General features: G+C 39.1%; 28 protein-coding genes, 1 other RNA gene and 1 other annotated feature. Of the genes, 25 read left to right on the forward strand and 4 right to left on the reverse strand.

The annotated features are described in order from the left end of the window. Positions 1-15 precede the first annotated feature (15 nt). The 5 genes from aspS (at position 16) to AC3ANV_RS06980 (ending at position 5077) form a co-directional block, all read left to right on the forward strand. Positions 16-1803, forward strand: a complete 1788-nt coding sequence (gene aspS / locus AC3ANV_RS06960; RefSeq protein WP_488312909.1) for an aspartate--tRNA ligase — start codon at positions 16-18, stop codon at positions 1801-1803. A 47-nt stretch (positions 1804-1850) separates the two neighbouring features. Further along, a non-coding RNA gene (ssrS, locus tag AC3ANV_RS06965) (6S RNA) lies at positions 1851-2048 on the forward strand. Between the two features lie 165 nt (positions 2049-2213). Then, positions 2214-2981, forward strand: coding sequence for a tRNA threonylcarbamoyladenosine dehydratase (locus tag AC3ANV_RS06970; protein ID WP_488312910.1), 768 nt, complete (start codon positions 2214-2216; stop codon positions 2979-2981). A gap of 226 nt (positions 2982-3207) precedes the next feature. Beyond that, positions 3208-4134 carry an ABC transporter ATP-binding protein gene (locus AC3ANV_RS06975; protein ID WP_488312911.1) on the forward strand — a complete coding sequence of 309 codons (927 nt, stop codon included), beginning with the start codon at positions 3208-3210 and terminating at the stop codon, positions 4132-4134. Beyond that, entirely contained in the window at positions 4127-5077 is a 951-nt protein-coding gene (locus tag AC3ANV_RS06980) for an ABC transporter permease (protein ID WP_488312912.1), read from the forward strand. Before AC3ANV_RS06975 ends, AC3ANV_RS06980 begins: the two co-directional genes overlap by 8 nt. A gap of 39 nt (positions 5078-5116) precedes the next feature. On the opposite strand, the gene AC3ANV_RS06985 is transcribed toward AC3ANV_RS06980, so the two are convergent. Together AC3ANV_RS06985 and AC3ANV_RS06990 are read right to left on the reverse strand one after the other, a co-directional pair. Beyond that, positions 5117-5587 carry a divergent PAP2 family protein gene (locus AC3ANV_RS06985; protein WP_488312913.1) on the reverse strand — a complete coding sequence of 157 codons (471 nt, stop codon included), beginning with the start codon at positions 5585-5587 and terminating at the stop codon, positions 5117-5119. A gap of 58 nt (positions 5588-5645) precedes the next feature. After that, positions 5646-6917 (reverse strand): replication-associated recombination protein A, encoded by a 1272-nt coding sequence (locus tag AC3ANV_RS06990; RefSeq protein ID WP_488312914.1) that lies wholly within the window; start codon positions 6915-6917, stop codon positions 5646-5648. A gap of 167 nt (positions 6918-7084) precedes the next feature. Between AC3ANV_RS06990 and cymR the strand changes: the two genes are divergently transcribed. The 5 genes from cymR (at position 7085) to recD2 (ending at position 13058) form a co-directional block, all read left to right on the forward strand. Next, a complete protein-coding gene (gene cymR / locus AC3ANV_RS06995; protein WP_488312915.1) occupies positions 7085-7504 on the forward strand; it encodes a cysteine metabolism transcriptional regulator CymR in 420 nt (139 codons plus the stop codon). Between the two features lie 45 nt (positions 7505-7549). After that, on the forward strand, positions 7550-8692 hold the full coding sequence (locus tag AC3ANV_RS07000) for a cysteine desulfurase family protein (RefSeq protein ID WP_488312916.1): 1143 nt from the start codon (positions 7550-7552) through the stop codon (positions 8690-8692). Between the two features lie 86 nt (positions 8693-8778). Next, on the forward strand, positions 8779-9855 hold the full coding sequence (gene mnmA, locus AC3ANV_RS07005) for a tRNA 2-thiouridine(34) synthase MnmA (protein ID WP_488314153.1): 1077 nt from the start codon (positions 8779-8781) through the stop codon (positions 9853-9855). Positions 9856-9958: 103 nt separating this feature from the next. Beyond that, positions 9959-10612, forward strand: coding sequence for a tetratricopeptide repeat protein (locus tag AC3ANV_RS07010; protein ID WP_488314154.1), 654 nt, complete (start codon positions 9959-9961; stop codon positions 10610-10612). A 34-nt stretch (positions 10613-10646) separates the two neighbouring features. Further along, entirely contained in the window at positions 10647-13058 is a 2412-nt protein-coding gene (gene recD2 / locus AC3ANV_RS07015; protein WP_488312917.1) for an SF1B family DNA helicase RecD2, read from the forward strand. 60 nt (positions 13059-13118) lie between these two features. On the opposite strand, the gene AC3ANV_RS07020 is transcribed toward recD2, so the two are convergent. Continuing rightward, entirely contained in the window at positions 13119-13343 is a 225-nt protein-coding gene (locus tag AC3ANV_RS07020; RefSeq protein ID WP_488312918.1) for a spore germination protein, read from the reverse strand. A gap of 133 nt (positions 13344-13476) precedes the next feature. After that, entirely contained in the window at positions 13477-13698 is a 222-nt protein-coding gene (locus AC3ANV_RS07025; protein ID WP_488312919.1) for a spore germination protein, read from the reverse strand. A 167-nt stretch (positions 13699-13865) separates the two neighbouring features. Here AC3ANV_RS07025 and AC3ANV_RS07030 point away from each other — a divergent pair, with 167 nt between their 5' ends. From AC3ANV_RS07030 to greA, 15 genes are all read left to right on the forward strand, one after another. Then, a complete protein-coding gene (locus AC3ANV_RS07030; protein WP_488312920.1) occupies positions 13866-14087 on the forward strand; it encodes a spore germination protein in 222 nt (73 codons plus the stop codon). A 259-nt stretch (positions 14088-14346) separates the two neighbouring features. Then, on the forward strand, positions 14347-14823 hold the full coding sequence (locus tag AC3ANV_RS07035; RefSeq protein WP_488312921.1) for a PRC-barrel domain-containing protein: 477 nt from the start codon (positions 14347-14349) through the stop codon (positions 14821-14823). A gap of 11 nt (positions 14824-14834) precedes the next feature. Next, the gene (locus tag AC3ANV_RS07040; protein WP_488312922.1) at positions 14835-15026 is read left to right on the forward strand and encodes a hypothetical protein; all 192 of its coding nucleotides are present in this window, start codon (positions 14835-14837) and stop codon (positions 15024-15026) included. 32 nt (positions 15027-15058) lie between these two features. After that, complete coding sequence (locus AC3ANV_RS07045) at positions 15059-15193, forward strand: YrzQ family protein (protein WP_307403965.1); 135 nt, start codon at positions 15059-15061, stop codon at positions 15191-15193. A gap of 92 nt (positions 15194-15285) precedes the next feature. After that, the gene (locus AC3ANV_RS07050; RefSeq protein WP_488312923.1) at positions 15286-16365 is read left to right on the forward strand and encodes an AI-2E family transporter; all 1080 of its coding nucleotides are present in this window, start codon (positions 15286-15288) and stop codon (positions 16363-16365) included. Positions 16366-16418: 53 nt separating this feature from the next. Further along, positions 16419-16646 (forward strand) — a binding site (T-box leader). Between the two features lie 55 nt (positions 16647-16701). Continuing rightward, positions 16702-19335 (forward strand): alanine--tRNA ligase, encoded by a 2634-nt coding sequence (alaS, locus tag AC3ANV_RS07055; protein ID WP_488312924.1) that lies wholly within the window; start codon positions 16702-16704, stop codon positions 19333-19335. Positions 19336-19409: 74 nt separating this feature from the next. Continuing rightward, positions 19410-19676 (forward strand): IreB family regulatory phosphoprotein, encoded by a 267-nt coding sequence (locus AC3ANV_RS07060; RefSeq protein ID WP_488312925.1) that lies wholly within the window; start codon positions 19410-19412, stop codon positions 19674-19676. A gap of 3 nt (positions 19677-19679) precedes the next feature. After that, positions 19680-20096, forward strand: a complete 417-nt coding sequence (ruvX, locus tag AC3ANV_RS07065; protein WP_488312926.1) for a Holliday junction resolvase RuvX — start codon at positions 19680-19682, stop codon at positions 20094-20096. A gap of 12 nt (positions 20097-20108) precedes the next feature. Further along, positions 20109-20399, forward strand: a complete 291-nt coding sequence (locus AC3ANV_RS07070) for a DUF1292 domain-containing protein (protein ID WP_488312927.1) — start codon at positions 20109-20111, stop codon at positions 20397-20399. Positions 20400-20604: 205 nt separating this feature from the next. Beyond that, entirely contained in the window at positions 20605-21741 is a 1137-nt protein-coding gene (mltG, locus tag AC3ANV_RS07075) for an endolytic transglycosylase MltG (protein WP_488312928.1), read from the forward strand. A gap of 242 nt (positions 21742-21983) precedes the next feature. Then, complete coding sequence (locus AC3ANV_RS07080) at positions 21984-22634, forward strand: O-methyltransferase (RefSeq protein ID WP_488312929.1); 651 nt, start codon at positions 21984-21986, stop codon at positions 22632-22634. Beyond that, positions 22631-23560: a peptidase U32 family protein gene (locus AC3ANV_RS07085; protein WP_488312930.1), complete on the forward strand. Its 930-nt coding sequence runs from the start codon at positions 22631-22633 to the stop codon at positions 23558-23560. The genes AC3ANV_RS07080 and AC3ANV_RS07085 overlap by 4 nt, the downstream gene beginning before the upstream one ends. Before the next feature lie 29 nt (positions 23561-23589). Then, positions 23590-24861 carry a peptidase U32 family protein gene (locus tag AC3ANV_RS07090; RefSeq protein ID WP_488312931.1) on the forward strand — a complete coding sequence of 424 codons (1272 nt, stop codon included), beginning with the start codon at positions 23590-23592 and terminating at the stop codon, positions 24859-24861. A 1-nt stretch (position 24862) separates the two neighbouring features. Continuing rightward, complete coding sequence (gene udk / locus AC3ANV_RS07095) at positions 24863-25498, forward strand: uridine kinase (RefSeq protein ID WP_488312932.1); 636 nt, start codon at positions 24863-24865, stop codon at positions 25496-25498. Between the two features lie 171 nt (positions 25499-25669). Continuing rightward, a complete protein-coding gene (gene greA / locus AC3ANV_RS07100) occupies positions 25670-26146 on the forward strand; it encodes a transcription elongation factor GreA (protein WP_488312933.1) in 477 nt (158 codons plus the stop codon). The last annotated feature ends 42 nt before the right edge of the window (positions 26147-26188 follow it).

Genomic DNA, 26188 nt, shown 5'->3' on the forward strand with positions numbered 1-26188 from the left:
TAAAGGGGGATTCATATGTTTGGCAGATCATATTTTTGTGGTGAAGTTCCAGAATCAGCAATTGGGGAAAAAGTTTCCTTAAAAGGATGGGTGCAAAAACGACGTGACCTTGGCGGATTAATTTTTATTGACCTCCGTGACCGTTCAGGGATTGTTCAGATTGTCTTTAATCCCGATGTTTCAAGTGAAGCACTACAGACAGCTGAAAAGATTCGTAATGAATTTGTTCTTGATGTTGAGGGAACAGTGGTGTCCAGAGAAGCAGGAACCGTTAATGAAAATTTAAAAACCGGAAAAATAGAAGTGCAAGTTGAAAAAGTAACCATTATCAATGAAGCCAAAACACCGCCATTTATGATTTCCGATAGAACAGATGTTGCTGAGGATGTACGATTGAAATATCGGTATTTGGATTTCCGGCGCCCAGTTATTTTTGAAACCTTAAAAATGCGTCATCAAGTTACAAAACAAATCAGAGATTTTCTAGATTCAGAAGGATTTCTTGATATCGAAACACCTATTCTAACAAAAAGTACTCCTGAAGGAGCCCGTGATTATCTTGTCCCTAGCCGTGTGCATCCGGGTGAATTTTACGCTCTTCCACAGTCACCGCAGCTTTTCAAACAGTTGTTAATGGTGGGCGGAGTTGAGCGTTATTATCAAGTCGCGCGCTGTTTCCGCGATGAGGATTTACGTGCTGACCGTCAGCCTGAATTCACCCAAATCGATATTGAAACAAGCTTCTTAAGCCAGGAAGACATTATGAGCTTAATGGAAAAAATGATGATGAAGGTAATGAAAGAAGTAAAAGGTCTAGAAATCACTGAAGCTTTCCCGCGTATGACATACAATGAAGCAATGAGCCGATATGGTTCAGACAAACCGGATATCCGCTTTGGAATGGAGCTCGTGGATCTTTCTGAAATTGTGAAGGATTCCGGATTTAAAGTATTTGCTTCGGCTGTAGCAAATGGCGGTCAGGTAAAAGGTATCAATGTAAAAGGTGCTGCGGAAAAATATTCACGGAAGGACATCGATGGTCTAACAGATTTTGTCGGGGTCTATGGTGCTAAAGGTCTTGCCTGGCTTAAGGTAGAAACTGACGGCCTGAAAGGTCCGATTGCCAAATTCTTTTCAGAAGAAGATGCAAGTGCACTTAAAGCAACCCTTGAAGCTGCTGAAGGAGATTTATTGTTGTTTGTTGCCGACAAGAAGAGTGTCGTTGCCGATTCACTTGGTGCATTGAGGCTGAAGCTTGGTAAAGAATTAAATATGATTGATCCAAGTTTGTTCAATTTCTTATGGATTACTGATTGGCCATTACTCGAATTTGATGAAGAAGAAGGCCGTTATTATGCAGCACATCATCCGTTTACAATGCCATTCAGAGAGGATCTCGAATACTTGGATTCTGATCCTTCAAGGGTCCGGGCACAAGCGTACGATCTTGTCCTAAATGGTTATGAGCTAGGTGGCGGTTCACTCCGGATATTTGAGCGCCATATTCAAGAAAAGATGTTCAGCATCCTTGGATTTACACCTGAAGAAGCAAAAGCTCAATTCGGTTTCCTTTTAAATGCTTTTGAATACGGAACACCTCCTCATGGCGGTATCGCCCTTGGGTTAGACCGTTTGGTTATGCTTCTTGCGGGAAGCACTAATTTACGGGATACCATTGCGTTTCCAAAAACAGCCAGTGCAAGCTGTCTGTTGACGGATGCGCCGGGTGAAGTATCTGAAGCACAGTTAAAGGATCTTCATTTGTTATTAAATGTTAATAAAGATGAGAAATCGCTTTCATGACATCTTGAATGGGAATTTGTTTTATGTTATCATAAAAACAATTAATAAGAGTCCTGAAGTGTACGTTGTATCACCTGAAATTTTGACCGAACATTATTTCTTCGGGAGTCCGGTGTTTTCCGGTTGCGTAAATGCCTCATCCTTTTCGGAATAGGGGACTTACAAAATCGGGAACAGGACACCCCCCTGCTGCGTGCGGGATCAAAATGAAGGAACCCAAAGCGACGGCACAAATTGGGACTCTTAGAAAAATAGTCTCCTGCAAACGCAGGAGGCTATTTTTTTTGTATACAGTATTGTATTATTATAATTCCTATCGTGATACTTGCTTTTATCAGAGGGTATGTTATATTTTTTAGGGTAAAAGCTAATATAAAGCGAATTCGAATATATTTTTTGGAGTGAACATAATGCTGCATCAATTTTCCCGAAATGAACTTGCAATAGGAAAAGAGGGCCTCGATATCATGAAAAACAGCACAGTTGCTGTTCTCGGTATTGGCGGGGTCGGATCCTTTGCAGCTGAAGCTCTGGCACGTTCAGGTGTTGGGCGCCTAGTTTTAGTAGATAAAGACGATGTTGATATTACAAACGTGAATCGTCAGTTAGTTGCGCTTCTTTCCACCGTTGGCAAACCAAAGGTGGATATCATGACAGAGCGGATTAAGGACATTAACCCTGATTGTGAAGTTATCCCATTAAAAATGTTTTATACTGAAGAAACATATGAAGAGTTTTTCAGCCATAACTTGAATTTTGTCGTAGATGCCTCTGATACCATTGTTTATAAAATTCATCTAATGAAAGAATGTTTAAAACGCAACATACCGATTATTTCGAGCATGGGTGCCGCCAATAAAATGGATCCGACACGTTTTAAAATTGCCGATATTTCGAAAACACACACAGATCCGATTGCAAAGGTAATCCGCACCAAGCTTCGCAAGGAAAGAATTCACAAGGGGATTCCAGTAGTCTTTTCTGATGAAAGCCCGATTGTCATTCGTGAAGACGTTCGAAAGGAAGTTGGAAATGACCAAGCAGCCATTCGTAAAGCGAAAATGCCGCCGTCATCCAATGCCTTCGTCCCATCTGCATGCGGGCTAATTATGGCCAGCTATGTTGTCAGAGAATTGTTGAGTGATATCAAAATCAAACGTGTTGCGGATGAAAATTAGTTTTGTAAAAACCCTGAACTCTATGTTCAGGGTTTTTTTATCAGCCTCCAGTCCTAGAAAAGGTTAATTCTTAAGTCGTTTTTAGCAAATGAGTGATATCGCTATACTTTAATTGAGAAAGACAATTCAAAGAATTTAGTAGAAAATAAGGAAAAATTTTCTATTATAAGGTAAGCTAGAGTGGGACATTGAATTGTCGAGCTTTTTAAAGAGGGGAGAGAATAAATTGGAATCGATCGTAGAATTGAAGAATGTTACCAAAGTGATTAAAGGAAGAACGATTATAGACAACATAAGCTTCCAGGTGAATAAAGGGGAGGTCTTTGGTTTCTTAGGTCCAAATGGTGCCGGGAAAACTACCACCATTCGGATGATTGTCGGTTTAATGGGAATTACAGATGGGGATATCACTATTGGCGGTTTTAGTATTAAAAATAAGTTTGAAGAAGCTGTAGGTCATGTCGGTGCCATTGTTGAAAATCCCGAAATGTATAAATTCTTGAGTGGATACCAAAACCTTGTTCATTATGCAAGAATGGCAAAAGGAATAACGAAAGAAAAAATCGATGAAACGGTGGAGCTCGTGGGATTAACCGGCCGTATTCATGATAAAGTAAAAACATACTCACTCGGAATGAGACAGAGATTAGGATTAGCCCAATGCCTTATACATGATCCTGAGGTTTTAATCCTCGACGAACCAACGAATGGCCTGGACCCGGCGGGAATAAGAGAAATCCGCGATTACTTACGCCTACTTGCAAGAGAAAAAAATATGGCTGTCATTGTATCCAGCCATTTGCTTTCCGAAATGGAAATGATGTGTGATCGAATCGGAATCATCCAAAATGGAAGACTGATCGATGTGCAGCTTGTTCAAGAATTTGTCCATGGAACTGAAGTCACATATGAGATAGAGGTTATTCCAAGTGAGAAAGCACTATCGCTTTTACAGCTAAACTATCCAAATGTTCCCGCAATCCATTCACGTAATGGAATATCTGTTGAGCTTGCAAATGAGGAAATTCCTAATCTGGTTAAATTGTTTGTTGAAGCGGAAATTCAAGTATTTGGGATAAAAGAAGTAGCCAAAACATTAGAAGATCGCTTCCTGGAAGTTACGTCAGAAAAGGAGGCCGTTAGCCATGCTTAATTTAATCAAAAATGAATGTATGAAAATTTTCAAAAGACCCGGGACTTATGTGATGATCGCCATTTTAATTGTGATGACCTCCGTTGCGGGTGCATTTCTTAAGTATCAGGAGAGCGGTAAAAATACAGCAGCTGATCCAAAGTGGGAGCAAACACTCCAGCAGGAAAACGATGCATTAAAGAAACAGGTGGAAGCAAGCGGTTCAAAAATGGAGAAGCAATATCTTCAAAAATCGATAGTCACTAATGATTATCGTATAAAGCATCATATTCCGCCTGAGCAAGATTATAATGTCTGGAAGTTTGTTACTGATGCATCGCAGCTCATTCAATTAGCCGGGTTGTTTACGATCATCATTTCAGCAGGAATCGTTGCAAGTGAGTTTAATTGGGGGACGATTAAGCTATTATTAATTCGGCCGATTAATCGTAGTAAGATATTAATTTCAAAGTATATAACCGTCTTATTATTCGCTTTATTTATGCTCGCCCTTTTATTTGTTTATTCAACAGCAATTGGTGCTATTCTTTTTGGAATGCCGGAAAAAGCTGTTTTTTATCTAAATTATCATAATGGTCAAGTGACTGAGCAAAATATGGTTGTCCATTTAATGATTTATTATGGTTTGAATTCGATCAATATGATGATGCTTGCTACAATGGCTTTTATGATTTCATCTGTTTTCCGAAACAGTTCTCTTGCTATCGGTTTGTCTTTATTTTTAATGTTTACAGGCGGACAAATAACAAGTTTACTATCGATGAAGTTTTCTTGGGCAAAGTACCTTTTGTTTGCGAATACTGATTTAATGCAATATTTTGAAGGTACCCCATTGGTAGATGGGATGACATTGCCTTTTTCGGTTCTGATGCTTTTTGTCTACTTTTTACTATTCCAATTCTTAGCTTTCTTTGTTTTCAAAAAAAGGGACGTTGCAGCCTAAAAATACCCCCTGGAATTTTCCCCGGGGGTCATTTTTTATTTAAAACGGATAAAAATGATAAGTTAAAACACCTACTATGATGCCTGTTATGGCACCAAAAAACACTTCTGCCGGCTGGTGCCCTAATAATTCTTTTAATTTTTCTCTGGACTCTGTTTTTTTTAAGTTTGGGTCTTTTATGGTTTCAATTAAACGATTGAAATCAACTAATAATTTATTTAAAATTTCTGCATGATAGCCTGCATGTCTTCGAACACCGGTAGCATCATGCATAACAATCGCTGCAACAACAACACAAATGGCAAACTCATTTGAATAAAACCCTGAAGTCAATCCGATTGCTGTTGTCAATGAAATAATCGTAGATGTATGAGAACTGGGCATTCCGCCAGTGCTAAACATCAACTTCCAATTTATTTCACCCGAGGTTAAAAAGTGAATGGGGATTTTTACAAATTGGGCAATCAGCATTCCTAAAAGAGCAGCCAAAATTGGATAGGATAAAAACATAATGTCCTCCTAAAAATACTTGTAATCAGAATTAGATGGTAAAATATAAGTCATCTTCCTAATTTTTTCGTGAGAGCCGTTCATAAACAGTTGCAAGTGCCTGTTCAAATTTCCCTGTCTTTTTAGGTTGGTAGTATTGTTTGTTTTTAATTCTATTCGGTAAATACTGCTGCGAGACCCAGCCTGATTCATAATTGTGCGGATATAAATATCCAATCCCTCTTCCTAACTCTTTTGCGCCTTTATAATGTGCGTCGCGTAAATGATCAGGAACCTCTCCGGTGATCCCTTTTCTAATATCTGAAAGAGCTGCCTCAATGGCTAAAATGGCGGAGTTCGATTTTGGCGACAAGCATAACTCAATAACCGCATTAGCTAATGGGATTCTTGCCTCCGGAAACCCAAATCTTTCTGCTGCTTCAATTGCGGCTAATGTCCGTGCACCTGCCTGAGGATTAGCTAAACCAACATCTTCATAAGCGATAACAAGTAATCTTCTGCTTATGCTGATAAGGTCACCGGCTTCTATCAATCTTCCGAGATAATGTAGTGCTGCATTGACATCACTTCCACGAATCGATTTTTGAAAGGCTGAGAGAACATCATAATGTGCATCTCCATCTTTATCAGCCACAATGCTTTTTTTTTGCAAGCATTCTTCAGCGGTTGATAAATCAATATGAATGGTATTATCTTCATTTTTATCTGTTGAAAGTACCGCTAATTCCAAAGCGTTAAGAGAGCTTCGTACATCACCATTTGATGCATTAGCAAAATGATGCATTGCATCCTCCGAAACAATAACATGTAACTTTCCCAGGCCTCGTTCCTCATCTTCAATGGCCTTTGCTAATGCGATTTTCATTTCATCCGGAGTTAATGGCTTCAGTTCGAAAATTTGACAGCGACTGCGAATGGCGGGATTAATGGCATGATAAGGATTGCTTGTAGTCGCTCCAATTAATGTAATCATTCCGTTTTCAAGGTAGGGCAGAAGGAAATCCTGTTTCCCTTTATCTAAACGGTGAACCTCATCCAAGAGGAGAATCACTTTCCCTGACATTTTCGCCTCTGCAGCGACAATTTCCATATCTTTTTTATTATTTGTTACGGCGTTAAGTGTACGAAATGCATATTTGGTACTTCCAGCAATCGCACTTGCAATGGATGTTTTGCCAATGCCTGGCGGACCGTACAAAATCATTGATGTTAGCTGTTTTGCTTTCACCATTCTGGCAATAATTTTATCATCAGCAACAAGATGCTGCTGTCCAACGACCTCTTCAATAGTTCTTGGACGCATTCGAAATGCTAGAGGCTTTTGCGACATTATTCATCTCTCCAATTAAACTAAAATATTAATAGTATTACCTACACCTTAACATTTTCCCCTTAAAAAGCATATTAAAGAACAATGTGTTATAATATCTAATGCCTATCAAATTACTGTGGATTTTGTAAATTAATATAAATGGACAAATAATGAGGTGTTCGGAAATGAAAATATCGACAAAGGGACGCTACGGCCTTACCATCATGATTGAGCTTGCTAAAAAGCATGGTGAGGGACCTATTTCCTTAAAAACAATTGCTCAGACAAACGATTTATCCGAGCATTATTTAGAGCAATTAATTGCTCCTTTAAGAAACGCCGGATTAGTAAAAAGCATCAGAGGGGCATACGGTGGCTATGTTCTTACGGATATACCTTCCAAAATTACCGCAGGGGACGTTATTCGTGTCTTAGAAGGGCCCATTACACCTGTTGAGGGTATTGAAGATGAAGAGCCCGCAAAACGTGAGCTTTGGATTCGAATTCGCGATGCAATAAAAAATGTTCTGGATAATACAACACTCGAAGATTTAGCCAGTCATAGTGAAGACGGTGAATCAGACGCTTATATGTTTTATATTTAATGTCAAAATTAACAAGAGAGAATTATTTTGATTGAAGGTGGAACTATGGAACGAATCTATCTTGACCATGCAGCAACAACACCGATGCATCCAAAAGTAATCGAAAAAATGATGGAGGTAATGAACTTTACATTCGGAAATCCTTCAAGCATTCATTCTTTTGGCAGGGAATCAAGAAATCAAATTGATCTTGCACGGGAAACTTTAGCTCTCAGTATTGGTGCAAAGGAAAACGAGATTATTATTACAAGCGGTGGAACCGAAGCTGATAATATGGCTATTTTTGGCGCAGCAGAAAGTTATCAGCATAATGGAAAGCATATTATTTCAACACAAGTCGAACATCATGCAGTACTGCACGCATGTCAAAGATTAGAAAAAATGGGCTATGAGGTTACCTATTTGCCGGTAGATGAAACCGGTCGCATTTCAATAGAGGACCTTCGTGATGCACTAAGGGATGATACCATTTTGGTGTCCATCATGTATGGCAACAACGAAGTGGGTACGTTACAGCCGATTTCGGAAATTGGAGTGCTTTTAAAAGACCATCAAGCAATTTTCCATACTGATGCTGTTCAGGCATACGGTATGGAAAAAATTGATGTCAATGAAAGTCACATCGATTTATTGTCGGTCTCGGCTCACAAACTCAATGGGCCGAAAGGAACAGGATTTCTTTACAACCGTGAAAGTGTGAAAATCATGCCCCGGTCATTTGGCGGTGATCAGGAAAGAAAAAGACGGGCAGGGACAGAAAATGTTGCTTCGGTTGCAGGGTTCCGCGAAGCAGTATTAATTGCAAGTGAAGAACGGTCTGAAAAGAGAGAAAGGTTTTTAGAATTCAAAGACCTTTTTATGCGAAAGTTGTCAGAACAGCATATTGAGTTCCAACTAAACGGATCGCTTGAACTTTCGATGCCACATGTATTAAACTTAAGCTTTCCTGGGACAAATGTGGAAGCGATGCTGGTTAATCTCGATTTAGCGGGAATTGCGGTTTCAAGCGGTTCAGCCTGTACAGCCGGCTCAATCGAACCTTCGCATGTCCTAGTTGCCATGTTTGGTAAACAATCAGAACGGTTAATCAATTCGATTCGTTTCAGCTTCGGCTATAACACGACAAAGGAACAAATTGTTAAAGCTGCTGAAGAAACGGCAAAGATTGTTTTGCGTCTGAAAAAATAAATGAACTACCATTGAAATGGTATGGTAAAGTGAGGTGAAAATCGTTGGAAAGAAAAGATCCGAATAATACAAGAGTTGTCGTTGGGATGTCCGGTGGAGTGGATTCCTCTGTTGCTGCCCTATTATTAAAACAGCAAGGCTATGATGTCATCGGCATCTTTATGAAAAACTGGGACGATACGAATGATTTTGGTGTTTGTACCGCTACTGAAGATTATAACGATGTCATTCGTGTTTGTAATCAAATCGGCATTCCTTATTACGCCGTTAATTTCGAAAAACAATATTGGGATAAGGTCTTTACTTATTTTTTAGAAGAATATAAGGCGGGACGTACACCAAATCCGGATGTTATGTGTAATAAAGAAATTAAATTTAAGGCTTTTTTAGAGCATGCAATGAATTTAGGTGCCGACTACCTTGCTACAGGTCACTATGCACAAGTTGAGTTCAGAGACGGAGAATACAAAATGCTGCGCGGTCTTGATGAAAATAAAGACCAAACGTATTTTTTGAACCAATTGACACAAGAGCAGCTCGAGAAAGTGATGTTTCCAATTGGAAATCTTGAAAAATCAAGAGTCCGTGAGATTGCCAAGGAAGCGAATCTTGCAACGGCAACGAAAAAAGATAGCACGGGGATTTGTTTTATCGGGGAACGGAATTTTAAAGAGTTTTTAGGTCAATACCTTCCGGCACAGCCTGGAACTATGGAAACACTCGAGGGTGAAATCAAAGGCAAACACGAAGGCTTGATGTATCATACGATAGGACAACGCCATGGATTAGGTATTGGCGGTTCCGGTGATCCTTGGTTTGCCATTGGTAAGGATTTAAAGCGAAATGTACTTTTTGTTGGACAAGGCTTCCATAATGAAAAACTATACTCCGATTCCATAATTGCTGATAGCATCAGCTGGGTGTCGAATCGTGAAAAGCCGGCGGAATTTGAATGCACGGCAAAATTTCGTTACCGTCAGGAAGACCATAAAGTGACTGTTAGCCTTCTAAAAGACAATAAAGCAAAGGTAACATTCCACGAACCAATTCGTGCCGTAACACCCGGACAAGCCGTTGTATTTTACAATGGGGATGAATGTCTCGGCGGCGGAACAATTGACGAAGTATTTAAAAATAACGAACGTCTAACGTATGTTGGTTAAGATAATCCCTGACTCCTATTCCTGGAGTCGGGGATTTTTTATCTTATCTTATTAGAGAAAAACGAAATATGATATACTTCCTTTTAGGATGGAGTTGACAATGATGGATAAAAACCAATTAGGTGTAAAATACATGCAAGAAGGCAATTGGGAAGAAGCGGCGAAGGCCTTTAATGAGGCAATTGAGGAAAACCCGAAAAATTCTGTTGCCTATATAAATTTTGGCAATGTTCTGGCAGCAGTTGGCGATGAAGAAAAAGCATTGAAATTTTACCAAAAAGCAATTGAAATAGATGAAAACGCGGCAGCAGCTTATTATAGTGCAGGAAATCTCTATTTCAGCAACGACAGTTTTGATAAAGCGAAAAATATGTTTGAAACAGCAATGAAAAAAGGTCTGCAAACAAGTGACAATTATTTTATGTTAGGGCTGACACTTGTTCAGCTAGATCAGGTAAAATTTGCGCTTCCCTATTTACAAAGAAGTGTTGAGCTGAATAAAGAGGACCCGGAGGCACGTTTTCAATATGGATTGTGTCTTGCTCAATTAGACTTAATCGATGAATCGATTGCTCAATTTGAAAAATGTATCGAGCTAGATTCCGAGCATTCAGATGCCTATTATAATTTAGGGGTTGCTTATGGGTTTAAAGAAAATTCTTCAAAGGCGTTAGCCATGTTTGAAAAAGCCCTTGAAATTCAACCGGATCATGTTCTTGCAGGATACGGAAAAAAATTAATCGAAAACGTAAACTAGTAATTTTAATAAAAGCCGGGGGGAGGGGACGGAAATGGATAAGCAAGACTCACTTGATTTATTTGCCGAGCAAGGGAAGTTTGTAAAGGGCAGACCTATTGTGACAATCTTTCATAATGAACAAAACCTTTACACGGTTTTAAGAATTCGGGTGGACGAAACAAATGATCAATATGAGGACAAGGAAGCAGTAATAACCGGATATTTTCCGAAAATACATGAGCAGGAAACCTATATCTTTTTCGGGGAATTTAAGGATCATCCTAAATTCGGTATGCAATTTCAAACGAAGCATTTCCGCAGGGATATGCCGCAAACAAAGCAAGGCGTTGTGGCCTATTTATCATCCGAAATCTTTAAAGGAATTGGCAAGAAAACTGCGGAAAACATTGTGGCAACATTAGGTGAAAACGCAATATCAAAAATTCTTAATCAACCGTCATTACTTGATTCTATTCCAAAGCTTCCTCCTGAAAAGGCTAAATTACTTTACGATACCCTCATGGAACATCAAGGTTTGGAGCAAGTCATGGTGGCACTAAATCAGTATGGCTTTGGTCCGCAAATCTCAATGCGGATTTATCAAGCCTATAAAGAGCAAACCCTTGATATTATTCAAAAAAATCCGTATCAACTTGTAGAAGATATCGAAGGAATTGGATTTGGCAGGGCAGATGAACTCGGGTACCAGCTGGGGATATCAGGAAATCATCCTGACCGGATCAAAGCAGCTTGTCTTTATACACTTGAAAATGAAAGCATGCAGACTGGGCATGTCTTCATGCAGGCTAAAGACTTACTGGAGCAAGTGAAAAGCCTTTTAGAAGAGAACAAGCGCGACGAAATTGAATTTTTAGATATATCCAATGAGGTTATTAAGCTTGAAAATGAGGGTAAATTAATTGGCGAAGAGAAGCGCGTTTACCTGCCGACTCTATATTTTGCGGAAAAAGGTCTTGTCACGAATATTAATCGAGTTCTTGAACAAACAGAGTACAAAGACCAATTTCCTGAATCTGAGTTCTTGCTTGTATTAGGCGATTTAGAGGAAAGGCTCAAGGTACAATATGCACCAACCCAAAAAGAAGCGATTCAGACGGCTCTTATGTCTCCAATGCTGATTTTAACAGGCGGACCCGGAACAGGGAAAACCACCGTTATTAAAGGGATAGTCGAGCTTTATGCTGAATTGCATGGCTGTTCATTAGAGCCGAAGGATTATCAAAAAAAGGATGAGCCCTTTCCATTTTTGCTGGCAGCTCCGACAGGAAGAGCCGCTAAAAGAATGAGCGAATCAACAGGATTGCCTGCAGTTACGATTCACCGTTTACTTGGATTCAATGGAACTGAAGGCTTTGACCATGATGAGACGAGCCCGCTTGAAGGGAAAATTCTCATCGTTGATGAAACATCGATGCTTGATATTTGGCTTGCCAACCAATTGTTCAAAGCGCTACCTGAAAATATACAGGTAATTCTGGTTGGAGATGAAGACCAATTGCCATCAGTGGGCCCCGGTCAGGTTTTAAAAGACTTATTAAAATCCGAACGGATCCCGACTGTAAGATTAACTGATATTTATCGTCAGGCTGAAGGTTCTTCCATTATCGAGCTTGCCCATGATATAAAAAAAGGCTATTTACCGGCTGATGTATCCCAACAAAAACCGGACCGTTCGTTTATCAGATGTTCATCCGCGCAAATAGCTCAAGTCATTGAAAAAGTCGCTTTAAATGCAAAAAATAAAGGATACTCTGCAAAGGATATCCAAGTGCTGGCACCGATGTATAAAGGACCGGCTGGAATAGACCGCTTAAATGTATTATTGCAAGAAATATTTAACCCTAATCCTGATGGGACAAGAAAGGAAATTTCTTTTGGTGATGTGAAGTATCGGATTGGTGATAAGGTACTTCAGCTTGTGAACCAGCCGGAAAGCAATGTATTTAATGGCGATATTGGTGAAATTATTTCGATTTTTTATGCGAAGGAAAATACTGAAAAACAAGACATGATCCTGATTTCTTTTGAAGGAAATGAAGTGACTTACACCAGACAGGACTTAAATCAAATTACTCATGCTTATTGTTGCTCCGTACATAAATCGCAGGGCAGTGAATTTCCAATTGTTATTCTGCCTATAACAAGAAGCTATTATCGAATGTTAAGAAGAAATTTGATCTATACAGCCATTACGAGAAGCAAGCAGTTTTTGATTTTATGCGGTGAAGAAGATGCATTTAGGATGGGTATTGAAAGAGCGGATGAGCAAAATCGACAAACTACTCTTTGTCAAAAGCTTCAAGAAACAATTTTGGTTACTATACCCGATGAAGAAAATGAAAAATCAACCCAAGGATTATCATTCGAGGAAGAATTAATGCTGGTAGATCCATTGGTAGGAATGGAAAACGTTACACCTTATGATTTCATGTTAATTGACTGAAACTCAAAAGGAAAAAAGCCCTCAGATTTCGGGGGCTTAGTCCAAACGTACTTAATGGCTTTAATTATTTCTGACAATCGGCTGATCAATTACATCGGGTTCAATAAAATTCGTACTGTTCACAGCCGTATTTGTCATAACCCCAAACGCTGTGTTAACTGCTCCGGATCCAATAAACACCTTCGATAGATCCTTTGGTGATAAAACAGAGCTATCACCGAATTTGACAATAGCATTTGTAGTGATGTTATGAATTTGTAGGGGTCCACAAATAGTTACAGGCAATAGAAACAACCTCCCATTTAAAAATATTTTCAATAACCTATGCTTTGCTCCCTGTCTTTGTTCTTCTTTCGTGTACGACTAAAAAACGAGAGGTATGAAACCGAATGGAGATGGGGTGCATGGCAGTTTATCATTATAGTCCTGAAATTGGCTGATCAATTAAATTGGAGTCAATGAAATTTGTACTGTTTACAGCCGTATTTGTCATAACCCAAACAGCTGTGTTTAATGCTCCAGCTCCAACAGGGGTCTTAGATGCAACTTTTGGTGAGACAATAAGGCTATCACCAAATTCGACCACACCATTTGCACTTATGGTAGTAATTTGTATGGGTCCAAAAATAATTGCAGGCATTGGCTGGCATCCTTTCATTAAGTTTATTTCAATCTATGCTTTTAGCTCTGTCCTTGTTCTTCTTCTTCTTCTTTAGAGGTACTGCCCAAAAACGAGAGATACTATGAAACATAATAAAACTAATTGACATACATTAGAGTATAAATTCGTAAAGGAAGGTGATTAAAATGGTTGGATATGACCGAGGTTCTATTGAAATAGATGAAATTGCAGGTGGAGTCGTTAATTTTGACGGTTCACTCGTTATTTCTCCCAAAACGGCTTCAAAAGCTGCCTATGGTGCAGGTTCCAACAACACTGCGGTTTTCAATTTTACTCTTACTGGTACAAATTTAACGAATACGAATGCAGTTGATTTCTTTGATCAACCAGTAAGTGGAAATATCTAAAATGACCGGAAAAAGATAGTGTATAATCAGCGAAGCCGGAACCTGTGAGCGAGCATGAATCCGGTTTTGCTTATGTTAAAAAATGTCTTAGCGTTCAAAGCCACATTTTGTTAACAATACATAAATCAAAAAAATGACTTTTACAATTAAGCTTTCAATAATAAGGTTTTAGGTTATGGTAGGAATGGAAAACGTTGCACCTTATAATTTCATGCTAATCGACTGAAACTATAAATGTTCACGGGAGGTGGGATACTCTTTGCGGACATTTTCTTTATTAAAGGGACAGCCGGTTTATGAGACAAAGACCGGTACAAAAATCGGTGAAATAACGGATCTATTCATTACGGGCACTGGAACGGTAAAAGGTCTATTGGTTAAAAAAGGCGTTTTCTTCAAACAAACCTTTTTTCTCGACATTCAAAAAGTGGCTTCCTTTGGCTGGGATGGAGTTATGATAGAGGATACGATGCATTTGGAAAAGCTGAGGACAAATCCGGAATATACCTTGACACATCAGCATTCCTTAGATGGAATTATGATGTTGTCTAAAAGTGGTGAATCACTTGGCTTGTTGAAGGATGTATATTTTCAGGAAGAATTGGGCACAATCGTAGGGTACGAAATAACGGATGGCTTCTTTTCGGATATCACGGAAGGAAAACAGGTCATTGAATCCGGGAAGCCCCCAGCGATCGGAAAGGATGCCATCATCGTAGATGTTAAACATACGTGAGGTGTCTTTTCATGTTCAAGTGTCCCAATTGTCAAAGTAAGGATATCGGCAAAATTGGTATAAACCAATATTATTGCTGGAATTGTTTTATTGAGCTGTCTATTTCCAAAGGCATCATCAATACCCATCAGGTGGAAGAAGACGGGTCACTAAGCTCCTTGGATGACTTGTTTGAAGAAGAAGAGCGTCGTTACACCCTTTAAATCTAAAAGCGGGAAGCGAAGAGGTGAAACGTATGAATAAAATGATGACCACTGTTATTGCTTTTGGTGCAGGAATGGCGGCATATAATGTAGCACAGAGAAATAATTTGATGTCTGCCCGCAATATGAAACGAGTTCAACGGACAATAAAACGAGCGATATTTTAAATGGTAGAGGCTGACTATTGTCGGCCTCTTTTTGTATGGAATGTATAATTCAACCACATCTCTCGAAAAATAATAGAAAGGAGGCATTGACGTTGGATATTCGTTTAAAATGGTATTATCGCATCGGTTTTTTGCTCCTTTTATTAATCGCAATTTATGTCTTTTTTAAAATTCGATACGTGTGGCTGCCGATTTTAGAGATGTTAGCTGCAACACTACTTCCTTTTTTCATCTCGGGCTTTATCACCTATTTGCTTCATCCGATTGTTGAAAAGCTGCATCAAAAAGGAATGCATCGGGGACTGGCAATATTCTTAATTTATCTTCTTTTTTTTGGCGGTCTTGGATATACCTTCTATAAAGGAATTCCCGTTTTTATTGAACAAGTAAAGGACCTTTCTGAAAGTGCACCCGCCTTTGCTGAACAATATCGGAGCTGGATTGATACGATCCAATCAAATACAAAAGCATGGCCTGATGGCCTGCAAGGGAAAATGAATGATGGCATCAATGCCTTTGAGAAAAAGCTGGACTCTCTGTTAGCAATAATGGTTGCAGTATTACTCAAATTTTTAAATTCAGCATTAATTATCATGATCATCCCGTTTATTGCCTTTTATATGTTAAAGGATTTTCATGTAATAAAAAGAGCTGTATGGTATTTAACACCTAAACAGTGGAGACTGCAGGGCTCACGTTTTTTAAAAGATGTCGATGAGTCGTTGGGAAGTTACATAAGAGGACAGCTTCTTGTTTGTGTGATTATTGGAACAATTTCGGCACTGCTCTTTTGGATATTTCATCTAAGATACCCATTGATTTTGGGCTTTATCGTAGGAATTACAGATGTCATTCCATATTTTGGACCGATTATTGGTGCTGTTCCTGCGGTCATTATCGCTGCAACAGTATCGGTAAAATTGGTTGTGATTACTGTAGTAATTATAATCATCATCCAATTTCTTGAAGGAAATATTTTATCGCCCTATATTGTTGGCAAGAGCCTGCATATGCATCCGCTGCTTATAATGTTGGCAATAACAGCCGGTGGAGAAATCGGAGGAATTTTAGGACTCATTTTTGCTGTCCCGGCCTTAGTTGTTCTTAAGGTGGGGATCATTCATGCAAAAAATCATTTTACTCACAATAGAACGAAGGATTCATCATCATGATTGATTGACAAATAATTCATCGATGGCTATAATTCGTCATATAGAATATGTACATGAAAATGTTGAAGGATCGAGTATGTTATAGACCATCTTAGCGCATTCGCGTAAAAGAGAGGAACTTCCTTGGCTGAAAGAGGTTCTGGATGAAGGATAACAGAAAGCTAATCCAGAGTGCAGCTAATCACTGCCGTATGTGCCGCGTTAAGGCATTTTTGAGAGATGAATACCTTTTATTGTATTCATAATCAGGGTGGTACCGCGAGTCAGCTCTCGTCCCTGCTATAGGGATGAGGGCTTTTTTGTGTTCTTTTTTAAATATAAAGGAGGTTTTTATAAATGAAAAATTTAACAGGATCACAAATTCGAAGAATGTTTTTAGACTTTTTTAAAGAAAAGGGTCATGCTGTTGAACCAAGTGCATCACTCGTCCCTCATGATGATCCCTCATTGCTATGGATCAACAGCGGTGTTGCAACATTAAAGAAGTATTTTGACGGCCGCGTTATTCCTGATAATCCGCGAATTACCAATGCGCAAAAGTCAATCCGGACAAACGACATCGAAAATGTTGGTAAAACAGCCCGACATCATACATTTTTTGAGATGCTTGGCAACTTTTCCATCGGTGATTATTTTAAAGTAGAAGCAATTGAATGGGCATGGGAGTTTTTAACGGACGAAAAATGGATTGGTTTTGAAAAAGAATTACTATCTGTTACGATTCATCCGGAAGACCATGAAGCATTTGAAATTTGGAATAAAACGATTGGAATTCCCGAGGAACGCATTATTCGTCTTGAAGGAAACTTTTGGGATATCGGAGAAGGACCAAGCGGCCCAAACACAGAAATATTCTATGACCGCGGACCTGAGTATGGAGATGACCCAAAAGATCCGGAACTATATCCCGGCGGTGAAAATGAACGTTACCTTGAGGTATGGAACTTAGTATTTTCACAATTTAATCATAATCCTGATGGCACTTATACTCCGCTGCCAAAGAAAAACATTGATACCGGTATGGGATTAGAGCGAATGGTATCCGTTGTTCAAAATGTTCCTACCAACTTTGATACAGATTTATTTATGCCGACCATTCGTGCAACGGAAGAAATTTCAGGAGTAAAATACGGTGTCGACAAAGAACAAGATGTTGCGTTTAAAGTTATTGCAGACCATATTCGTACGGTGGCATTTGCTGTGGGTGACGGGGCCCTGCCTTCAAACGAAGGCCGCGGATACGTATTACGCCGTTTGCTTCGCCGTGCTGTACGTTATGCAAAGCAGATCAACATCAATCGTCCGTTTATGTATGAACTAGTTCCAGTAGTAGGGGAAATCATGCATGATTTTTATCCTGAGGTAAAAGAAAAATCTGATTTTATTCAAAAAGTAATTAAGAATGAGGAAGAACGTTTCCACGAAACTCTTCATGAAGGTTTAGCTATTCTGGCTAGTGTTATAAAAAAAGAAAAGGAAAAAGGCAGTGATACCATCACTGGAGCTGATGTATTCCGCCTTTATGACACATACGGATTCCCTGTTGAATTAACGGAAGAGTACGCAGGCGAGGAGGGCATGAAAATTGACCATTCCGGTTTTGAAACAGAAATGGATCAGCAGCGTGAGCGTGCCCGGGCAGCCCGTCTCGATGTTGACTCCATGCAGGTTCAAGGCGGAGTCCTTGGGGACCTAAAGGTTGAAAGTGTTTTTGTTGGATATGACAGGCTTGAAACCAGTGCGTCTGTGGCAGCAATTGTTAAAAATGGTGAACTTGTAGATGAAGCTGTGAATGGTGAGGAAGTACAGCTTATTCTTGATGTGACACCGTTTTATGCAGAAAGCGGCGGGCAAATCGCTGACCGTGGTGTTTTAGAGGGAGATGGTGTTACTGTTGCTATTAAGGATGTACAAAAAGCTCCAAACGGACAAAATCTTCACAAAGCAAAAGTGACAAAAGGAACATTAAAAACGAATCAGAAAGTAACAGCAACAATTGATGGAGAAAACCGGGTAAAAATTATCAAAAATCATACCGCAACCCACCTGCTCCATCAGGCATTAAAAGACGTCCTTGGGAATCACGTCAATCAAGCCGGTTCACTTGTTGAACCAGATCGATTACGGTTTGATTTCTCTCATTTTGGCCAAGTGAAGCCTGAAGAACTGGAGCAAATTGAAAAAATCGTTAATGAAAAAATTTGGAAAAATATAGAAGTAGATATCAATTTGAAACCAATTGCCGAAGCAAAAGCAATGGGAGCGATGGCACTTTTTGGAGAAAAATATGGTGATATTGTTCGCGTGGTAAGAGTAGGGGATTACAGCCTTGAGCTTTGTGGCGGCTGCCATGTTCCGAATACATCTGTGATCGGTTTATTTAAGATTGTGTCTGAAGGTGGAATAGGAGCCGGAACGCGAAGAATCGAAGCGGTAACAGGTGAATCGGCTTACCATTTATTAAATGAACAAGTTGCTCTTTTAAAGGATGCAGCCGAAAAACTGAAGACCAATCCTAAAGATATCCTTACCCGAATCGACGGGTTAACCGGCGAAATTAAGCAGCTACAGCGTGAAAACGAATCACTTGCCACAAAACTTGGAAATATCGAAGCAGGCAACCTCGTTGCTAAAGCCAAAGAAATTGATGGTGTTACCGTGTTAGCTGCTAAGGTTCAAGCGGCCGATATGAATAATTTGAGAAATATGGCAGATGATCTAAAGCAAAAGCTAGGGTCAGCGGTTGTATTATTGGGAAGTGTACATGAGGGGAAAGTAAACCTAATCGCAGCTGTTACAAAAGATTTAATTGACAAAGGTTACCATGCAGGGAAACTTGTTAAAGAAGCAGCAGCTAAATGCGGCGGCGGCGGCGGCGGCCGTCCGGATATGGCGCAAGCAGGCGGTAAGGACCCTGAAAAACTGGATTCAGCGATTCAATTCGTTGATGAATGGGTAAAATCCATTTGATAATAGGACAAAGTAGTGTAAAATGTAGGTAACTAATACAATTCTCTCCTCTAAAAAAATGCGAGGTGCATGAAATGAGCTCATTTGATAAAACGATGCGATTTAATTTTCCTGAAGAGCCCTTTGAACATGACGTAAATGAAGTTCTTTTTCAAGTTTATGAAGCCTTGCAGGAAAAAGGATATAATCCTATCAATCAAATTGTTGGTTACCTATTGTCCGGAGACCCTGCCTATATCCCGAGACATCGGGATGCCCGCAATATTATCCGGAAGCTTGAACGGGACGAAATTATTGAAGAATTGGTTAAATCCTATCTAAAACAACAACGAGAGGGTTAAGGAATGCGCATATTGGGATTGGATGTAGGCTCTAAGACAGTTGGTGTTGCTCTAAGCGATGAACTGGGTTGGACTGCACAAGGCCTCAAAACTCTCAAAATCAATGAAGAAAAAAATGAGTTTGGTTTTGATGAAATTGGTCAATTAATAAAAGAGTATCAAGTTAGCCAAGTAGTAATCGGGCTGCCTAAAAATATGAACGGTACAATTGGACCGCGTGGTGAAGCAAGTCAGAAATATGCTAGTGAAATCGAAAGACAATATGAAGTCCCAACCGTTTTATGGGATGAGCGCTTAACAACAATGGCAGCGGAGCGTGTTCTGCTGGAAGCAGATGTAAGCAGAAAAAAGCGGAAAAAAGTTATCGATAAAATGGCTGCAGTGATGATACTGCAAGGCTATCTTGATAGCAAAAATTAATGAGGTGAAGAAATGGCTCACGGAGAAAATAATATTACAGTCGTAGATGAAGATGGAAATGAACAATTATGTGAAGTGCTTTTCACATTTGATTCAGATGAATTTAAAAAGTCATATGTTTTGTATTATCCAATTGGTGCTGAGGAAGATGATGACGATGATATCGAAATTCATGCTTCTGCGTTTATTCCAACTGAAGATGGTGAAGATGGCGAATTAATGCCAATCGAAACAGACGAGGAATGGGATATGATCGAAGAAATGCTTAATACCTTCCTTGAAGAACAAGACGAGGAAGAATAGAACAAAAAAGAAGAACCGGCCTCTAAATGGCCGGTTCTTCTTTTTTGTTTATTGCTAAAAACCGTCAAATTTATAGATAAATTGACATTTTCCGCGCTGTATGCTGAAATAATTACGATGCGTAAATTATAATTATTTACAAATAACAATGAATATTCGTGAAAGATGCGTTTTAGTTTCACTGACCAAAATGAGGGGGAGTTCAATGGCAACAGACGAAAAAGACACAATAAAAGATATTATTCGGCAAAAATTACTAGAACATCAAGGTGAAGCGAAGATTGTCAGAAAAATTGTCATGATAATCTCCATTGTCATTATTTTATTAATAGTCCTAATAGGCGGTGGAGGCTATCTATACATACACTCTGCACTGAAACCGGTTGATCCGAAAAGCAAACTAGTAAAAAAGGTTGATATTCCAATCGGATCATCGGTGGCCGGTATTGGCGAAAAATTAGAATCAAAGGGAATTATTAAAAACGCAAAGGTTTTTAAATACTATGTTAAATTAAAAAATGAGGGCGGTTTTATGGCGGGTGAATACGAATTAAGTCCTTCAATGGACATTCCTGAAATCCTAAACCGCTTGAAAACAGGTAAAGTCCTGCAAAACGCTGCATTTAAAATAATCATACCTGAAGGGCAGCAATTACAGGAAATTGCCCATATTATGGCAAAGGCTATAAATAAAACAGATGATGAAGTATTTAAGGGACTAAATGACAAGGCATTAATTAATAAGCTTATGGTTAAATATCCTGATTTACTAACGAGTGAAATTATCAATAGCAAAGTGAAGTACCCGCTTGAAGGGTATTTATTCCCTGCAACCTATTCTTTTTATAAGCCAAATCCTACTGTTGAAGAAATGGTTACGGCGATGCTTAATAAAACACAAACTGTTTTAGCTGATTATTCTCAAGAAAGTAAAAACAAACATCTTTCAATTCATCAATTGATAACCATGGCTTCTCTAATCGAAGAAGAGGCAACTGCAAAAGCTGACCGTAAAAAGATTTCAAGTGTTTTCTATAACCGCCTGAAAAAGGGAATGCCTTTGCAAACGGATCCTACTGTTCTTTATGCTCAAGGGAAACATAAAGAGAGAGTTTTATATCAGGATTTAGAAGTGATTTCACCCTATAATACTTACAAAAACACAGGGCTCCCCCCAGGACCAATTTCAAATGCAGGGAAGGTCTCAATTGAAGCTGCATTAAATCCGGATAACACGGATTATTATTATTTCCTTGCGGCACCTGATGGAAGCATCATTTTTTCCAAGACACTTGAAGAACATAATCAAGAAAAAGCAAAGTTTATTTCCAATAAAAAATAAATGAGTCCAAAGGAGGATTGTTAGCATTCCTCCTTTTTTTGTGATAAAATAGTTCAAGTGTTTTAATAAATAATCTATAGCGTTACTCACAGTTAGTTACTTTTGCGGCAGTTCCTGCCCTAAACGAATTCATTCGGAATCCTATTCCGCCTGAGACGTAAGTTTTCTGTGAACGCTATTTTTTCATGTCTAAGAACATTATTAAAGCAAGCATGCTTTTAAAGGATAGAGGTGAGCGCTTCTTGTTAAATGAGAAGCTGCATTCTTATATTGAAGATCTTATTTCCGAACGAAATCCATTGTTAACGGAAATGGAGGAGTTTGCGAAAAAGCATAATGTCCCAATTATGGAGTTGGCGGGAATTGAAACGATGCTCCAATTAATGCGGATCCATCAGGCAAAAAACATTCTTGAGGTGGGAACGGCGATAGGTTATTCAGCATTAAGAATGGCCTATGCTTTACCTGATGCGAAGATCGTAACGATTGAGAGGGACGAGGACCGTTTTCAGCTAGCGGAAGATTTTATCACCCGATCGGGAAACAATGATCAAATTACACTGATCAAGGGTGATGCACTCGAAGTAGAGGACTTAGTACATGTACATGCCCCCTATGACGTTATTTTTGTGGACGCTGCTAAAGGTCAATATAAAAAATTCTTTGAGATTTATTCGAAATATCTTCATGAGGACGGAATCATTATTACAGACAATGTATTATTTAAGGGATTAGTGACCGAAACTGAGATTGAGTCAAAGAGAATCCGTAATCTTGTGAAGAAAATAGATGAATTTAACCACTGGTTAATGTCTCATCCTGATTATCATTCCGTAATCCTGCCTGTAGGGGATGGGGTTGCGATTAGCAAAAAAAGAGGTGAAGTCAAATGAAAAAACCGGAACTATTAGTAACGCCACTTACAACTGCTGATATACTTCCACTTTGTGAAGCAGGTGCAGATGCGTTCGTTGTAGGAGAACAAAGATATGGTTTGCGTCTTGCAGGTGAATTTAACCGTAAAGAAATAAAGCAGGCAGTAGAACTTGCTCACTCTAAAGGGAAAAAAGTATATATAGCTATGAATGCTATTTTTCATAATGAGAAAATTGAAGAATTAAGTAACTATATTCGATTTGCTGCAGAGACATCTGCAGATGCCATCATTTTTGGGGACCCTGCAGTGTTAATGGCCGCACGGGAAACGGCACCAACGATGAAACTTCATTGGAATACAGAAACAACAGGAACCAACTGGTATACTTGTAACTATTGGGGCAGAAAAGGAGCAAAAAGAGCTGTTCTTGCCCGTGAAATTAACATGGATTCAATCGTTGAAATGAAAGAGCATGCAGAGGTGGAAATTGAAGTACAGGTTCATGGAATGAGCTGCATGTTCCAATCCAAGCGATCTCTTCTCGGCAATTATTATGAGTATCAAGGAAAAGTAATGGAAATTGAGAATCGTAAAATGCAGGAAAAGATGTTTTTACATGATAAGGAACGAGCTAATAAATATCCAATTTTTGAAGATGAAAATGGAACGCATATCATGAGCCCTAATGATATTTGTATAATTGACGAACTTCAAGAGATGTTTGAGGCCGGTGTGGACTCCTTTAAAATTGATGGGATATTGAAAAGCCCTGAGTACATTCTTGCCGTTACAAAAGCTTACAGAGAAGCTATTGACCTATATTTTGAAGATCCGGACCTCTACGATAGCAAAAAAGATGAGCTTTTAGCAGCTATGGAAGAAATTCAGCCGGCCAATCGTCCATTAGACACGGGATTCTTTTTCAAAGAAACGGTTTATTAATACTTTTTTAAAAAGGAGGGTATGCAACAATGAGTGAATTTAAAGATAAAATTTCTGAGATTATCAATGGTAAGCGTGTCATTGTAAGAAAGCCGGAACTTCTTGCTCCTGCCGGTAATCTTGAGAAATTAAAAATCGCTGTTCAATATGGAGCAGATGCCGTATTTCTCGGCGGTCAAGAATATGGCCTCCGCTCAAACGCAGATAATTTTACGTTTGAAGAAATGAAAGAAGGCGTTGAGTTCGCTAAGAAATACGGGGCAAAAATTTACGTAACAACGAATATATATGCCCACAATGAAAATATCGATGGATTAGAGGAATATCTTACAGGTTTAAAAGAGGCAGGTGTCGCCGGCATTATTGTCGCTGACCCGCTAATTATTGAGACTTGCCGCATGGTGGCACCGGAAATTGAAATCCATTTGAGTACACAGCAATCCCTTTCCAACTGGAAGGCAGTCCAATTTTGGAAAGAAGAAGGGCTGGAGCGTGTAGTACTGGCTCGAGAAACCAGTGCAGAAGAGATTAAAGAAATGAAGGAAAAGGTTGATATTGAGATTGAAACCTTCATCCATGGTGCCATGTGTATAGCTTATTCCGGACGCTGTACATTAAGTAACCATATGACAGCAAGAGATTCAAACCGTGGCGGCTGCTGTCAATCATGCCGCTGGGATTATGATCTTTATAAACTGGAAGGAAATGATAAGGAGATACCATTGTTCGAAGAAAATGATGCTCCTTTTGCCATGAGCCCGAAGGATCTTAATTTAATACAGGCGATTCCACAAATGATTGAGCTCGGAATTGACAGCTTAAAAATCGAAGGCAGAATGAAGTCCATACACTATATCGCTACCGTGGTTAGTGTTTATCGTAAGGTTATTGATGAATATTGTGCCGACCCGGATAATTTTGTCATTCAGCGTGAATGGTTAGAAGAACTTGACAAGTGTGCAAACCGTGAAACAGCACCTGCATTTTTTGAAGGTGTGCCCGGGTATAAAGAGCAAATGTTTGGTAATCATAGCAAGAAGACAAAGTTTGAATTTGTCGGTCTTGTAGTAGATTATAATCCTGAAACACAGATGGTTACGCTGCAACAGCGAAACCATTTTAGACCAGGTGACGAAGTAGAATTCTTCGGACCGGAAATTCAAAACTTTACTCATGTGATTGATAAGATATGGGATGAAAAAGGTAATGAACTGGACGCTGCAAGACATCCACTTCAGATTGTACAATTTAAATTGGACAAACCGGTTTACCCTAACAACATGATGCGAAAGGAGAACTAGGTTGATGCGCAAACCGGTTGTTATTGGTGTAACCGGGGGCTCCGGCTCCGGAAAGACCAGTGTAACAAAAGCAATTTATGAAAGCTTTAAGGGACATTCCATTTTAATGATTGAACAGGATTATTATTATAAGGATCAAAGCGATTTGCCATTTGAGGAGCGTCTTAAAACGAATTATGATCATCCGCTTGCGTTCGATAATGATTTACTAATAGAACATTTAGAAAAACTTTTACGGTTTGAATTGATTGAAAAACCGGTTTATGATTATTCTTTGCATACACGTTCAGAGAAAATCATTCCGGTCGAACCAAAAGATGTTATTATTTTAGAAGGGATACTCGTTCTTGAAGATGAGCGTCTTAGAAATTTAATGGACATTAAACTGTACGTAGACACTGACGCGGACTTAAGAATAATCCGTCGATTAATGCGTGATATAAAAGACCGTGGCAGGACAATGGATTCTGTGATTGAACAATATGTGAATGTTGTCCGTCCAATGCATAACCAGTTTATTGAACCAACCAAGCGGTATGCGGATATTATTATCCCTGAAGGCGGGCATAACCATGTTGCTATTGATTTAATGGTCACAAAAATTCAAACAATTCTTGAACAAAAGTCAATTTTATGAAACAATAGCAAAAGATATAACCTAATTTAATCCATTATGGATAAATATTTTTACCCGCGCGCCCTTATATACAAGGACGCGCTCCTATGTATTTGTGCCAAGGGCATAATACCTACATACTTACATACACGATTCTTTGGGGGATTGTGAAGACTAGAAGGAGTGAGAGTTTTGGCTGCAGAAAAAGTATTTCCAATGACACAGGCAGGTAAGGACAAACTAGTACAGGAGCTTGAATACTTAAAATCCGTTAAACGTAAAGAAGTTGTTGAAAGAATTAAAATTGCCAGAAGCTTCGGTGATTTATCGGAAAACTCCGAGTACGATTCCGCAAAGGAAGAACAAGCTTTTGTTGAAGGGCGTATTACCACACTTGAAAATATGATTCGTAATGCTAAGATCATTGAAGAAGGCGAAATGACGAGTGACACTGTAGCATTAGGGCGATCAGTTACATTTGTTGAACTTCCTGATGGTGAAGAAGAAACGTATACCATTGTCGGAAGTGCTGAGGCAGATCCGTTTGAAGGGAAAATTTCGAACGATTCTCCAATTGCCAAAAGCTTATTAGGTAAAAAAGTCGGTGATCAAGTTTCTGTTCAAACACCTGGCGGTGAAATGAGCGTCCGTATTGTTACTATAAAGTAATTAAAGCGTTATCAAGGTTAAAAAAGTAAAACCTCGTCAAAA

The organism is Neobacillus sp. DFD-2R, from assembly GCF_057747865.1.